This is a genomic window from Nocardia sp. NPDC056000, from assembly GCF_042269265.1.
Lineage (GTDB): Bacteria > Actinomycetota > Actinomycetes > Mycobacteriales > Mycobacteriaceae > Nocardia.
Genome location: NZ_JBHJXS010000014.1, coordinates 260,770 through 275,470, shown reverse-complemented (window position 1 = coordinate 275,470; position 14,701 = coordinate 260,770). Strand labels below are relative to the sequence as shown.

9 protein-coding genes are annotated in these 14,701 nt (G+C 67.5%); 1 reads left to right on the top strand and 8 read right to left on the bottom strand.

All coding sequences use genetic code 11. The annotated features are described in order from the left end of the window. Positions 1–5: 5 nt before the first annotated feature. Both ACFC4D_RS36475 and ACFC4D_RS36470 read right to left on the bottom strand, forming a co-directional pair. Positions 6–866: a 3-hydroxyacyl-CoA dehydrogenase gene (locus tag ACFC4D_RS36475; protein WP_376070230.1), complete on the bottom strand. Its 861-nt coding sequence runs from the start codon at positions 864–866 to the stop codon at positions 6–8. Further along, entirely contained in the window at positions 863–1,498 is a 636-nt protein-coding gene (locus ACFC4D_RS36470; protein ID WP_376070227.1) for a TetR/AcrR family transcriptional regulator, read from the bottom strand. The genes ACFC4D_RS36475 and ACFC4D_RS36470 overlap by 4 nt, the downstream gene beginning before the upstream one ends. Before the next feature lie 163 nt (positions 1,499–1,661). Here ACFC4D_RS36470 and ACFC4D_RS36465 point away from each other — a divergent pair, with 163 nt between their 5' ends. Continuing rightward, on the top strand, positions 1,662–2,981 hold the full coding sequence (locus ACFC4D_RS36465; RefSeq protein ID WP_376070224.1) for a hypothetical protein: 1,320 nt from the start codon (positions 1,662–1,664) through the stop codon (positions 2,979–2,981). Between the two features lie 10 nt (positions 2,982–2,991). On the opposite strand, the gene ACFC4D_RS36460 is transcribed toward ACFC4D_RS36465, so the two are convergent. The 6 genes from ACFC4D_RS36460 to ACFC4D_RS36435 form a co-directional block, all read right to left on the bottom strand. Continuing rightward, a complete protein-coding gene (locus ACFC4D_RS36460) occupies positions 2,992–4,167 on the bottom strand; it encodes a hypothetical protein (protein WP_376070221.1) in 1,176 nt (391 codons plus the stop codon). Between the two features lie 132 nt (positions 4,168–4,299). Next, positions 4,300–5,175: an alpha/beta fold hydrolase gene (locus ACFC4D_RS36455; RefSeq protein WP_375955600.1), complete on the bottom strand. Its 876-nt coding sequence runs from the start codon at positions 5,173–5,175 to the stop codon at positions 4,300–4,302. Between the two features lie 38 nt (positions 5,176–5,213). Beyond that, complete coding sequence (locus ACFC4D_RS36450; protein ID WP_376070218.1) at positions 5,214–6,020, bottom strand: phosphatase PAP2 family protein; 807 nt, start codon at positions 6,018–6,020, stop codon at positions 5,214–5,216. Between the two features lie 127 nt (positions 6,021–6,147). After that, positions 6,148–7,563: an aminotransferase class I/II-fold pyridoxal phosphate-dependent enzyme gene (locus ACFC4D_RS36445; protein WP_376070215.1), complete on the bottom strand. Its 1,416-nt coding sequence runs from the start codon at positions 7,561–7,563 to the stop codon at positions 6,148–6,150. Beyond that, positions 7,560–13,955, bottom strand: coding sequence for an SDR family NAD(P)-dependent oxidoreductase (locus tag ACFC4D_RS36440; RefSeq protein WP_376070212.1), 6,396 nt, complete (start codon positions 13,953–13,955; stop codon positions 7,560–7,562). The genes ACFC4D_RS36445 and ACFC4D_RS36440 overlap by 4 nt, the downstream gene beginning before the upstream one ends. Positions 13,956–14,016: 61 nt before the next feature. After that, a complete protein-coding gene (locus ACFC4D_RS36435; RefSeq protein WP_375955592.1) occupies positions 14,017–14,640 on the bottom strand; it encodes a GNAT family N-acetyltransferase in 624 nt (207 codons plus the stop codon). Positions 14,641–14,701: the final 61 nt, after the last annotated feature.

Genomic DNA, 14,701 nt, shown 5'->3' with positions numbered 1-14,701 from the left:
GCGGATCAGTTGCCGTACTTGTAGAAGCCCTCCCCGCTGGCGATGCCGAGCTTGCCCTTGCCGATGTAGTTGTCCTGCAACCACTTCGCCAGCTGCTTACCGTTCTCGTCGGAATTGACCAGGATGTTGTACGGGGTGGTCAGGCCGATGATGTCGAGAATCTGGAACGGCCCCATGGGCGCTCCGGTGGCGATGCGCCAGGTCTTGTCGACCGCTTCGGGATCGGCGTAGCCGTTCGCGCTCAAATCCATGGCGGCATTGAGCAGCGGGACCAGCAGCGAGTTGAGGACGTAACCCGCCTTCTCCTTATGCAATTCGATCGGCACCATGCCGATGTCGGACGCGAAGTCCACCACCGCCTGATACACCTTCGGATCGGTCTCCGGGGTGCCCATCACCTCGGCGGTATTGAACTTCCACACCTGATTCGCGAAGTGCAGCGCCAGGAATCGATCCGGGCGGCCGGTGAATTCCACCATGGCGCTGGGCAGCAGTGTGGAGGAGTTGGTGGCGAAAATGGTGCGCTCCGGCGCGAGTTCACCGAGCTTGGTATAGGTGTCCTGCTTGATCGAGAGCACCTCGGGGACCGCCTCGATGACCAGGTCGGCGTCCCGAACCGCCTGTGCCAGATCGGAAGTCAGCGTGATGCCCGCCGCGGTCTTCTCGGCCTTACCGCCCCCCGCGCCGTTCACCTCACCCTTGTAGATGGCCGCGAGTTTCTCGAAGCGCTCGCCCGCCGCCTGCAGCGCATCGTCATTGATGTCGTACGCGGTGACGTCGAAGCCGCTGAACGCGGTCTGGAAGGCGATCTGCGATCCGAGTACACCGGTGCCGAGTACGGTCACCTTGCGGATATCGATGGTCAATTACCTCTCCTGTCTTCGGGTTTGGTGACGGACGTGTGCAGGGCCGCGAAGAATCCGGCCACGATCTGCGCGATTTGCGCACGCAGATCGGTGAGCGGGTCATATCCGGGGTGCGCCCCGGTGGCGGGCCGGGCCAGCGCCAGATGCAGCACCGCGAAGACGCTGCGCCCGGCCAGCCGGGAAAGTTCCTCCAGCCGAGGCGATTCCAGTCCGCGGGCGCGGGCGTCGACGGCGAGCCGATCGGCGATCATGGCTTCCAGCCGGGCGACCAGGGCCAAGCCTTCGGCGCGATACTTCTCGTCCGGCGGGCCGAAGAGCAGTTCGCGCTGATAGGCGACGGTGTTCTCGGCGCTGCGCGCGGCGGATCGCACGGTGGGCCGGATGAGTTCGAGCACCGTCTCCACCGGATCGTCATAGGCGCGGGCGCGATGCTCGGCGAAGTCCAGCGCGGACCGGAAATCCGCGTTGTAGACCATGAGCAGCAACTCGCCCTTCGAGGCCGCGTAGCGGAACAGCGTGCCCGCGGCGATATCCGCGCGATCGGAGATCTGCTGGGTGGTGACGCGTGCGAAACCGTTTTCGGCAAACAATGCGGCAGCGGCGTCGAAGATGCGGCCCTGCTTATCCTGCATACCGCGTACTCGCCGTCCTACCTGGGGCGACTCCTGCGGTACGGGCACTGGACACCTCCGGATCGCCCTCGAATAATGAGTGGACTCATTCCCGAGCGTACCCATGGCTACCGAATGCGCAACCCTCCCGCGCAAATTACCGACTGAGCAGTATGTTGTGAGGGTGCGGCGTCTGCGCGACCTCGTGGAAGTGGTGACCGCGTTCCTGGCAGCGGCGGTCGCCTGCCTGTCGGTGATGATGCCCGTGGACTTCGCCCGGGTGGCCGGCAGTTCGGCGCTGCATCAATATCTGCTGGTGGTGAACGTGCCGCGCGCCGATACCGCGGGCGCGATCTCCGCGGTGGTGGCCGTGGTGCTCGCGGTCTCGCTCGGCGATACCCGGCTCACCTGGATCTGCGCCGGCGTCACCGGAATCGCGCTGCTCGGCAATGCGGTACTGAGCCGGCGGCTGGATTCCGATGTCTCGCTGACCACGTCGAACTACATCGACTCCATTCTCGGCGGTGTCCTGCTCGGGCTCATCGGTGCGGCCGTACTGCGGTCGCGGCGCACCGGCGCGGCCTTCATGCTGGGCGCGGTCGCCAGCGTCGTACTCGGTGACCTGACCGAATTGCCGAGCGCCGAAGCCACTTACACCGGGGTCGGCACCGATTCACCGCCGCTGTGGGCGATCTTCGCGGTGGTCGTGCTCATCCTGCTCTCGATCCGCTGGCATCACCGCCGCCGCGTGGAGATGGTGCACGAATTGGACGCGCCGTTCGGGACGGTGGTGGCGGGCGCGATCGGTGCGGGCTCGACATTGCTTGCGGCCGAATGGTTCACCGGACATCAGGTGGACACCACCGTCGCGGTGGTGGCCGCCGCGGCGACCGTCGCGGTCGCCATACTGACCGCGTTCATTCTCACCGGCCGCGATGGCGGGATCATTCTGATCGGCGTCGGCCTGGCGGCGGTGGGCAGCGCCATTGTGGCTGTGCCACGGCCGAGTTGGGTGCATCCGCTGCTGTTCGTCGCGGTGGCGGCGGGACTGTGGCTGGGGGATAGGCGGCGCTATCCGCTGGTCGCCATGGGATTGATCGCGGGCCTCGCGCTCTTCGCGGCCCTGGCCCCGGTCTCCGATCAGAACCGGGTGATTCCCTCGATCGGAGCGCTCGCGCTGGCCGCGATCACCGGATACGGATACGGGGCCACCCGGCCCGAGCTGCTCCAGAATCGGGTGCTCGGCATCGCGGTGCTGTTCGTGCCGTCCGTGGTGCTCGCGGTGCGCGGCGCACAGGACACCCTGGCCGGTTACTCACACCTGTGGTACCGATCGCCGTCGACCGCGCACGAGCCCAAGGCCGGATGGATGGCGCTGGGCATCGCGCTCGGCTGCGCGCTCGGACTGGTGTGGCTGCGCAAGATCCGCCCCGCCACCCGGCCGCCCGCCGTGTCCACGGAAGCGGTTCGGGCGCAGGGCGATTCGGATACCGACGGTCAGTAGTGCGCATCGCTCAGTAGCGCAGCACCGCGATGGCGGCCGGGGCGATGGCGCTCTTGAAGAGTCCGGCCAGCGCCTCGGGCGGCAGCATGTACACCGCGCCCTTGTTCTCCAGGGTTTTCACCGTGGCGTATTCGGTCAGGTCGATCACCGAAGTGCCCGGCTCGGAATGGGTTTCGACGGCGTCGGCCATTTCGTCGAAACGGCCCCACTCCACCGTGCCGTCGGTGAGCAGCAGCGTCTCGACCCGGCCCTGGAAGGCCGCCCGCACCACCTCGCCGATGGTGACCGCGACCTTGGTCGGACCGTCGGCCAGCAGTAGCGCGGCGCGTTCCAGGGCGGCGCGTTCACCGGCCTCGAAATGCGGGCGCACCACCTGATAGGCGGTGTCGTGCAGTTTGCCGTTCAGCAGGGCGGCCGGATTCTTCTCCACGGTGCCGACCAGCAGCGGGCCCAGGGTGCTGCGTTTCTTGAACTGGCCGCCGAGTTCGGGATCGGCGATGAGCACCAGCGGAATGGCCTGATCGGCCAGGCGGCGCTCGACCGCCGAGGCGACCTTGCCGACCCAGTCGTCGAGCACGGATTTGCGCCAGTCCGTTGGTGTTTCGCCGTACGCCTGGGTGGAGGTGGTGGCCTTGCCGCCGGTGTGCGGGCGCGCGGTCGGACTGGCCAGGATCCGGCTCTGATTGTCCTCGTCGAGGTTATCGGTGGGACCACCCGGCAATCCGGCCTCCGGGTCCGGGGTGAGCGCGAATTTGGAGCCCGCGTACAGCGCCGCGCCGTCGGCGGTCAGGGTGAGCACCGCGAACTTGCCGTCGGCGGACAGCAGCGGCAGCAGCGGCTTCACATAGAAGCCGGGTTCGATATGCACCTGTTCGGTGAAGGTGAGCGGCACCGGGAATCGGTATTGCGAACCGTCCGCGCCCAGGAAGAGCGCCAGGCCCTCATCCAGGTGCTGCCAGAACGGATAGTCGTCCAGCAGTGCCTCGCCGGGGGCGAGCAGCTCGTCGGCCTCGCGCTTGCCGACGCCGTCGGCGACGAGTTTGGCATGCGCCTCGGTGAGCAGATTCCGCAGCCGGATCGGGTCCTGGCGCGTTTCCGGACCACTGCTGTGCGTGGGCAGATAGATGGAGACGCCGCGCCCGGGCGCGGCGGAGATGAGCGTCGTCAGGTCGGACTGATTGAACATCGGCCGTCCTTCGGTAGAGGTTGGTTGGTCGATCCTCATGCAGGTTTTCGCCAGCCTACGCCTAGCCGAGATCAGCGCACCTCGATCGAGATCGTGGCCGCGATGGCATCGGCGGGCGCTTCGATCCGGGTGTCAGTCCTGGATTGGGTTGGGGGCCGCGGGGGCGGCGAGGAAATCGCGGAGGATTTCGGTGAAGCGGTGCGGGGTTTCGACATTGGGGCTGTGACCGGCGTTGTCGATGAGTTCGAAGCGGGCGCCCGCCGCGATGTAGCGGTCGCGGGTGGTGGCCCAGTCGTACATGCCGTCCAGGCGGCCGTGGATGACCAGGGCGGGCAGGGCGAGCCGGCGGAGTTGGCGGTCCAAGGGGTCGGCGGCCAGGGCTTGGCGGCGGACCGTGGTGACCTCGCGATAGGCGCGCCATGACATGGCGCGGTGGTCCAGGAACATCTGATGCGGGCTGGGGACCGCGCCGGATAGCTCGAAGCCGGGCGCGAAACCCTCGCGCAGGGCTTGGCGCACAATCGGTTCGGGGGCGAACCGCTGGATGAACCGGGCGACCGGGCCGAGGGCGAGCAGCGCGGCCCCGGCCGGGACGTGCAGATAGCTCAGGTCCGGGGCCTGATCCAGAATGATGATCTCGGTGATGCGGGGTGAGCGCGCGGCCACGGCCAGCGCGGCGTCCGCACCCCAGGAGTGTCCGCACACCGCCACCTTGGCGACGCCGAGTTCATCGAGCACCGCGGCCAGCATGCTGCCCTGACCGTCCTGGCCGAATCCGGCTTCACCACCGGTGCAGCCGAATCCGAGCAGATCGACGCGAATCACCCGATAGGTATCGGACAGCAGCGGCGTGACCGCGTCCCACCAGTGCAGTGAACCCTCGAAACCGTGCAGCAGCAGTACGGGTTTGCCGTCGGCCGGTCCGTCCTGGCGTACGTGGACACGGCGGCCCTGCACGGTGATGAGGTCACCGATCCGCGCGCGAGACTTGGTTTCGGTAGACGTCATTGTCCTCGGCACCGGCTTTCTGCAGTCGAACGGTCGAGTCAGATCCTCTCATTTCCGTGCATTTCCGGCATTGACCCGGGCCGCTCGAATACCGGCGGATGCAGCAGCGTCGCCACCGCCAGCAGTGCGGTGGCCACGATGGCGTCGAACCAGTAGTGATTGCCGGTGCCGACCACCACCAGCGTGGTGATGGCCGGATGCAGCAGCAGTAGCCAGCGCCATTGGGTGCGGGTGGCGGCGATCAGGCCCAGCGACAGCAGCAGCGCCCAGCCCACATGCAGTGACGGCATGGCCGCGAATTGATTGGAGAGGGTGTCGGTATCGGGCGGCCCGTAGACCGATTGACCGTATTTCGCCGCCAGATCCACGAATCCGTACTCGGGCAGCATGCGCGGCGGGGCGAGCGGGATGAGCATATGCAGCGCCAGCGCCGCCGCGGTGAGCGCGACCATCAGATTGCGGGTCACCCGGTAGTACATGGGCCGGAAGGTCCACAGCCACAGCAGCGCCGTGATGGCCACCGCGAAATGCGCGGTGGCGTAATAGAAGTTCGCGGGCACGGCCAGGAACTCATGTTTGACGAAGATCGATTGCAGCGCTTGCTCATTCGGCATCTGCAGGCGGTCTTCCCAGGTCAGCAGCGTGCGCGCGTTGGCGAGCGCATGCGTCTGCTCATCGGCCGCGAGCATGCGGCCGACGCGGTAGGTCAGGTAGAGCACGGTGATAACCACGAGTTGGACCACGGCCTCGCGGCCGCGGCCGTGTACGGCCGCCCGCGTTCGATCGATGACGCCGGTTCCCGATGGTGAAACGCGTACGGGTGCATCGAGATCCAGTGCCACCATTGGCGCGGCCTCCTCCTCGCTCGGCTGACCGCCCTCCGGGAAGTTAACCGGAGTGATATCCTCCGGTTAACCTAGCACCACCTTCTCGTCACTGGAAATGGGGTGTGATCCGAGAGACACGGACCACTCAGACGGCCGCCGTTTCGGGCAGCCCCGCAGCCAAGGCAATGGTCTCGGCCAGTAGGTCCGCGGTCGAAATAAGCTGCTGCGCAGTGTGTTCGGAGGTAATGAAGAAGCGCAGCCGCTCCTTGCCGACCGGCACCGCCGGGGCGGAGATGGCCCCGGCGTACACCCCGCGCTGGAGCAGCGTGGCCGAGACGAATCCGGCCCGCATCTCGCCGGGCACGATGACCGGGCAGATCGGGGTGCCCTGTGATTCGCCGAGGTTCAGACCACGCTCGCGCAGCGCGGCATGGAAGATCTCGGAGTTCTGCCACAGCCGTGATACCCGCTCGGGTTCGGCCTCGAGCACCTCGAGTCCGGCCATGGCGGCCGCGATGGTCGACGGTGCCGGACCGCCGGTCAGCATGGCCACCCCGGGTGCGCTGGCCTTCATCGCCCCGATCAGATCGGCGTCCGCGGCGATGAAACCGCCGCAGCTGCCCAGGGCCTTGGACAGCGTGCCCATCCAGATGTCGACCTCCGCGCCCGCCATACCGTAGTGCTCGCGAATACCGTGCCCGCGTTCGCCGAAGACGCCGAACGAATGCGCCTCGTCGACCATGACCGCGCAGTCGAATTCCCGTGCGATGGCGGCGAGTTCGGCCACCCGGCCGACGGTGCCGTCCATGCTGTAGTGACCCTCCAGCACCACCAGCGCGCGATCGAAACCGCTGCGCGACATGCGCAACACTGCGCGCAGCGATTCGGGATCGTTATGCCGGAAATTGACGCGGCGGCAGCCCGCCCACTGCGTCCCCGACACCACGCTGCCGTGGATGAGCGCATCGCAGATGGCGACATCGCCCTCGCCGAGCAGGAAGCCGATCACGCCCGCGTTGGTGAGGTAGCCGCTGGTGGTCACCATGGCATCGCCCGCATCGTAGATATCGGCCAGCCGCCGCTCGAGTTCGCCGTAGAGCGGAATCTCCCCGGAGACAATGCGACTGGCCGAGGCGGACGCCCCGTAGTGATCGAGGGCGTCCTTGGCGGCCTCGATCACGTGCGGATGGTTCGACAGGCCCAGGTAGTTGTAGGCGCTGAAGTTCACCAGATCGGTGTCATTGGCCCGAATCACCGTGTCATTCGGGCTGTTTCGCGGTAGGAACAGTGGATTGACCAGCCCGGACTGTGCCGTGATGGCGGCGATGGCGGCCTGTTTGGCCACCGTCGCCGCGACCTCCGGATGATCCGCGAACTGGCGGCCCGGACCGCGCACCGGCCGGGCGGCCGCCGCACCGGCCGCCGCGGGGCTCGCGGTGGCCGGGCGAGCGGCAGCGGGTCGGATGGCACCGCCGTTCGAGCGCGGTGCGGTCGCCACACCGCCGCCGTTACCGGTGCCCGCCAATAGTTTCCGGGCGATATCCCGTGCGGATTCGGTCATGCTGTCACCTCCGTGGGTGTCGGAGCCGCATCGGTGAGGCTGGTTGGATCTGTCGAATCGGTGCTGCCGATGAGGAATTCGGCGGCGCGAGCACCCGCCTGTTCCAGGGTGAAGGTGCGGCCCATCTTGAGCGCGGTGAGATCGATGCCGAGCGATTTGCCCACCAGCGCACCGAATTCCACCGCCATGAGCGAATCCAGGCCGAGATCCGGGACGGGGACGGTGAGATCGATGGAATCCGGGTCCACGCCCATGACCACCGCGAGCTGCTCGGCGAGCATATGCGCCACCACATCCCCGCGCTTCTGCGCGTCCAGGGCACGCAGGGCGGCCACCAGATGTGATGCGGCGGAATCATCTTCGGCCGCCGCCGCGATCTGCTCCTGTACGCGCCCGACCATGCTGAAGAACGGGACGGTCGAGGCCACCTTGCCCCAGTCCACCGGAATGATCGCCACCTGATGGTGGATGCCGAGTTCCAGTGCCTTCTCCAGGAATTCGGTGCCCTCGTCCATATCGATATCGTCGAAGCCGGTGGTGCGCAGATAGCGCGCCACGCTCTCGTCGTCGGCCATACCGCCGCCGGACATATGGCCCCAGCCGACGGCCAGCGCCGTACCGCCCTCGCGGACCACCACATCGGCGACCGATTGCAGGGCGAGATTCGCGGCGGTGTACGAGTATTGGCCGATTCCGGCGAAGATCGAACTGCCGGAGGAGAACAGCACGAACAGATCCAGTTCGGCGTTCGCGAGATCGAGGCCGTAGCGCAGTGCGCGCACGCCTTCGATCTTGGGCCGGTACACCGCGGCCAGGCTGTCCCGGTCCATCACCGAAATGCGCTTGTCGTCAACGACTCCCGCGGTGTGGACGACACCGCGCAGCGGCATTTCCGCCGTATTCGCCCGGGCGATGACCGCGGCCATGCCCTCGACATCGGTGACGTCGACGCGTTCGGTGATCACCTCGACGCCCTCATGCTCCCATGCGGCCAGCTGATCGCGGCTGGCCGCGGTGGTCGCGCCATTGCGGCCGAGCAGGGTGAGATGCCGTGCGCCCGAACGCACCAGCCACCGACCGACCGCCAGGCCGAACGCGCCGAAGCCGCCGGTGATCAGGTACCGCGCCGCCGGATCGATGGCCAGGCGTGGAATCTGCGGCCGCACCAGCGGTGCGACGGCCTCCATGCCCACGGCGATGCGGCCCAGCTGCGTGGAGCGCGCCACCTCCTCGAAAGCCTTTGCCACATCGTCGGTCTCGTACAGCTCGAACGGCAGTCGCCGGTACCGGCCGGACGCCAGCGCGGCCTCCACCCGCTCCATCAGCTCGATGGTCTGCGTCCGGCGCAGCGCCAGCATGCGATCGAGATCGAAGGAGTGGTAGGAGATGTTCTTGTCGAAGTACTTCAGGTCGAGCACGCCGCCGCCGTAGATATCGGCCTTGCCGATCTCCACGATGCGCCCGAATTCGGCCACCGCCTTGAAGTTCCGGCGCAGGATCTCCCCGGGCGCGGTGCTGATCACCACGTCCGCGCCGCGGCCGTCGGTGAGCGCGAGCACGTCATCGGCGAAATTCAGCGAACGCGAATCCAGGACGTGATCCGCACCCTGACCCAGCGCGTAGGCGCGCCGGTCACCGGTGCTCGCGGTGCCGATCACGGTGGCGCCGTGCAGTTTCGCGATCTGCACCGCCGCCGTGCCCACGCCGCCCGCCGCACCGTGCACCAGCACCACGTCACCGGTGCGCACCCGCGCCAGTTCCAGCAGCGAATGCTCGGCGGTGGCGAAGGCGACCTCACTGGTGCAGTAGCCGGGTTCGGCATCGGGGGATACCGGGCTGACCAGGGTGCGGTCGGTGGTGTGGAAGCGGCTGATCATGCCCTTGGAGGAGAGCATGACCTTATCGCCGACCGCGAGATCGGTGATGTCCGAACCGATTCGGACGACGATCGCATCGCCCTCCATACCGGGGACCGCGCCGAAGTAGGTTCCGGCCAGTTCCTCCTCGTCCAGGACGCCGAGCACCTTGAGCGGATCCTTGTAGCCGAGGCCGACGGCCCGCATGCGGACCTCCACCTCACCGGGACCGGGTTCGCGGCGGTCGCAGCGCCGCCAGCCCAGCCGGGACAGCAGCTTCGACTTCGGGAGCTCCAGGGTGAAGTTGGCTTCCGGATCGGTCAGCGGCACCGCCTGATCCATGGCTTCGATGCGATCGGGCAGGGATGCGTCCACCACCGGAATCCAGCGCAGGCCATTGCGCAGGAAGATCTCATCGGCGTTGTCGTAGCTGAACGCACCGGTGATGGCCAGCTCCGCGGCGATATCGGCTGCGGCGGTGCCGGATTCGATATCGACCAGTCGCCAGCGCAACCGCGGCTGTTCGTTCAGCAGTACCCGTCGCGCACCGGCGAGGGCGGCATGCGCCGGATTCGGCGTCGCCTCCTCCTCCGGATGTGCGAAGGCGCGTTCGGTCACCACGCTCACGTGCAGCGAGCCGTCACCGATCATCGGGGTTTCGACGCCGCGCCGTTCCAGCCAGCCGTCGAAGAACTCGTCCAGGGTGAGGGCGAGGCGGCGCAGGGTCCACAGATTGTCGAGGTCCTCGTACTCGGCCCCGGCCACCACGATGACGTGCAATCGCTCGATGTCCTCGGCCGTGGCCGTCAGGAGTTGTTCGGCGACAACGGCTTCCAGATCCTCCCGCTGCGGATCGCCGAGTGTGACCAGTCGCTCCGTGCCAACCGCCGCCGCGATATCGGCGGCCCGGGAGCCCGCGTGCACGCCCAGTTCGAGTACCAGCGCGGCGGTATTCGCACTGTCCGGCAGCGCACTTCGATCGATCGGATCGCGCAGCTCCCAGCGGTCCTCGTAGAAGAAGTCCGTCATGCGTTGCAGCGCACCGCGTCCCGGCGCGATGGAGCCGAAGCGCATACCGATGAGCTGCAATACCACCCGCTGTTCGGCATCGAGCAGATCGATATCGGCGATCGGATCGGCGCTGGTGTCCAGGCGCGCGACCACCGTGACCCGGTCCGGAATGGCATCGAAGGCACGGACTTCGGCGACCCCGATGGGCACCATGGCCCCGTCCTCGGGACCGCCGACGCCCGCCAGCAGCGCCGCGACGCTCTGGAGCGCGGCATCCACCACGCACGGGTGTGCCAGATGTCCGGGGGCCGCCGCGCCCGCGCCATTGAGCGCTTCGGGCACGGTGCCGTCCAGGGTGGCCAGCACCGTGGACCCGGAGACGCGCACCGAGGTGGCGCGCTGGAAGGCCGGACCGTATTGCAGTCCGCGCGCGGCCAGTCCGGCGTAGAACGCGGCCGGATCGATGGCGTGCATCTCATCGATAGCGGGCAGGTCCACCTTGCTGGATTCGAAGACGCCCTCCACCAGGCGACCGGTCGCATGCACCGTCCACAGCGCGTCCACGGTCGCGCGGGAGCGAATGGTGAAACGCCGGGTCGAATCCTCCACGTGCAGTTCGACGGTCGGCGCGGCCCCGTCATCGATGATCAGCGGTGCGATGAAGCGCACCTCCTCGACCGCCACCCGGCGGGTCTCGGTGCGCAGTGCGGCCGCACTCAGCGCGGCGTCCAGATAGGCCGCGCCGGGCAGGATTCGAGCGCCGCCGACCACATGGTCGTCCAGCCACGGCATCGCGCCGACGCTGAGCTGAAGCCGCCACGAGGTCGAGGCATTGTCCAGATCGGCGTCGCCGAGCATGGCGTACACCCCGGGCGTCCCGTGCTGGAGCTGGGTGAACACCGGCAGCTCATGCCGCAGGTGGGTGCGCTGCCACGGATAGCGCGGCAGATCGATATGCGGGGTGATCAGATCACCGAAGAGCGGTTCCAGCTCCAGCACGCCCGCGCCGTACAGTCCGGCGATGGTCTGCCGGATGCTCTCGGCATCGGCCTGTTTGCGATTGAGCGTCGCCACCGAGGTGCCGGTCTCGCCCGCGCCGATCAGGATTTCGCGAATATTCGCGCCCAGCACCGGATGCGGGCCGACCTCCAGGAATACCCGATGCCCGGCGTCCACGAACGCGCTCACGGCATCGGCGAATCGCACCGGCTGCCGCACATTGGCGCACCAGTATTCGGCATCCCAGTCACCGGCGATGACCTCGCGGCCGGTGACGGTGGACAGCAGCGGGATCTTCGGATCGGAGAGCGTGAGATCGGCGAGCGCCGTACGCAATTCGCCGAGGATCGGCTCCATGAGATAGCTGTGGTACGGCACCTCGACCTGCAGGCGGCGCGCGAAAACACCCTCCGCGGTGAGGCTTTCGGCGATCTCGTCCAACCGCGTCTCGGCCCCGGCCAGGGTGACCGCGCTCGGGCTGTTCACCGCGGCGATATCGACCAGATCATCACCGTCGATCAATTCCATTGCGGCCGCGAGCGGCAGCCCGATCGCCAGCATGCCGTCCGAACCGGCGGTGGTGGCCTGCAATCGGGCGCGGTGGTAGCTGACCCGCAGGGCGTCACGCAGCGAGAGCATGCCGGTGACGTACGCCGCCGACACCTCGCCGACGCTGTGCCCGACCACCGCGGCCGGATGGATGCCCAGCTCATCGAGCAGGGCGAACAGTGCGACCTGCACCAGGAAATTGGCGGGCTGCGCGATGGCGGTGCCGGTGACCCGGGATTCCTCCTCCGGGCGCAGCAGTTCCTCGATGATGGACCAGCCGGAGATCTCCTGGAACACCGTGTCGATGCGCTGCGCCTCGGCGGCGAAAGTGCCGCCCGCGGTGAGCAGTTCGCGGCCCATGGCCCACCACTGCGGTCCCATACCGGTGAAGACGAACACCGGATCGGTGACCTTGCGCGGCACCACCTTGGTGGCGGCACGACCGCCGCCATTGGCGTATTCCACCAGGGCCGTGACCAATTCGGCGTCATCGCCGAAGGTCAGGCCGGTGCGGAACTGGTGATGCTGGCGGCGGGTCCAGGCCGCCTCGGCCAGCAGGCCCGGATCCGCGCCGTCGGCGATGAGTTCGGCATAGCCGCGCGCCAGTTCCCGCGCCGCCTGATCGGTGCGCGCGGACACCGGCAGCACGCCGTAATGCCGTGGTTCGCGGTCGATTCCGCTGGTCTGCCGGTATTCCTGGAGAATGGCATGGGCATTGGTGCCGCCGTAGCCGAAGCCGTTGACGGCCACGGTCATTCGCTCGACCTCCGGCCCGACCGGCTCCGCCTCCAACTGGAGTTTGATACCCAGCTCATCGAAGGGGATATCCGGATTGGGGGTCTCCAGCCAGCCCTGCGGTGCGATGGTGCGCTTGGAGATGGCCAGCGCCGATTTGATGATGCTGGCAATGCCCGACGCGGCCTCGGTATGCCCGAGCTGGCCCTTGACCGAGCCGACGCCGACCGGTGCGGTGCGGCCCTCGACCTGACCGTAAGCCCGTCCGATGGCACGCAATTCGAGCGGATCGCCGACCGGGGTCCCGGTGCCATGCGCCTCCACGTAGGTGACCTCGTGCGGTGCGATGCCCGCGCGCCGCGATACCGATTTGGCCAGCGCCTCTTGCAGATCCGCGTTCGGCACCGTGATGGCCGAGGTGCGACCGTCCTGATTGGAGCCGGTGGCCTTGATGACCGCGTACACCCGATCGCCATCGCGTTCGGCGTCCGCCAGCTTCTTGAGCACCACCATGCCGGAGCCCTCACCGCGCCCGTAGCCGTCGGCGGCGGCGTCGAAGGGCTTGCTGCGCCCGTCGGCAGCCAGGAAGCCGCCCTTGCACATGGACACGAACGCCTCGGGCTGCAACAGCATGGTGACGCCGCCCGCGATGGCGACCGCGCAGTCGTCGTTCGCCAGCGCCTGACAGGCCAGATGCAGGGCGACCAGCGAGGACGAACACGCGGTGTCCACGGTGAGCGCGGGGCCGACCATATTGAGCGCGAACGCGATTCGGTTCGACAGCATGGTGTACGACGCGCCCGCGGCGGTGTGCATATCGACGTACGGCAGCGCGGTGCTGGTACCGGAGATGGCCAGCTGATCCAGGGTGAACGCGCCGATGTAGACCCCGATCGGGGCGCCGGAGATATGCCCGGCGATGCCCGCGTCGTCGAGCGCCTCCCATGCGACCTCGAGCACCAGGCGCTGCTGCGGATCCATGGCGGCCGCCTCGCGCGGTGAGATGCCGAAGAAATCCGGATCGAAGGCCCAGGGATCGCCGGTCATGAACGCGGCGCGTTTGGTGTACATGCGGCCCGGCGTGCGCCGGTCCGGATCGTAATAGCGGCGGTAGTCCCAGCGCTCGGGCGGTATTTCCGCGACCCCGTCGCGTTTGTTGATGATGAAGTCCCAGAAGGATTCCGGTGAATCGATACCACCCGCGTATCGGCACCCGATTCCGACAATGGCAATGTCAGACACTACGACTCCTCGGCAAATCAGCTCGAACTCTTGATCCCCCCCGAGAAGGCTGCGGAACTCGCTACGGCACCGGAACCGGCTGTCGCAGAACGAAATTCATCTCGGGTCCGGTACTCCCGATCCGGACCCGGCGAATCAACCCATAGCCGAAAGTGGCGTAGTACGGCATATTGCCGTCCTTGCAGATACCGCCGACGGTCTCGTTGCGCTCATCGGCGAGCGCGTCCAGCCAATTGACCAGCGAGCGGCCCACGCCCGCGCGCTGCACCGTCGGATCCGCGCCCAGGTACACCATGAAGTGGTGTCCCTCGACCGGCCTGACCTCGGCGATGGCATTGTCCACGTGTACGCCCCGGGCGGTCCCCGCGCCCATGGCGGCCAGCAGCAGCGGCCCCGAAATCGCTTCCCGCCACAGTGATTTCCGGTATCCGGCCGGGTACCACAGCAGTGCGCCCACCACTTTGCCGTCGACCGTGGACACGGCCGCGCCCCCGGCGGGCAGGAAGCGGTACCTGATCATGATGCGCAGCATGCGCGGTGATCTGCGATGCCGGTCCGCCGCATCGGGGAAGACGTATTCCTCGATCGGATCATCGGTCGCGAAGGCCCTGGAGATGATCCGCGCAATGTCCTCGATGTCCTGCGAGGTAGCCCGGCGAATGACCGGTGTACCCGACTGATCCAAGATTTTTCCCTCGATAGTTCCCGGCTTGCCCCATGCCGGGGCGGTAGCCGAACAAGGCTAC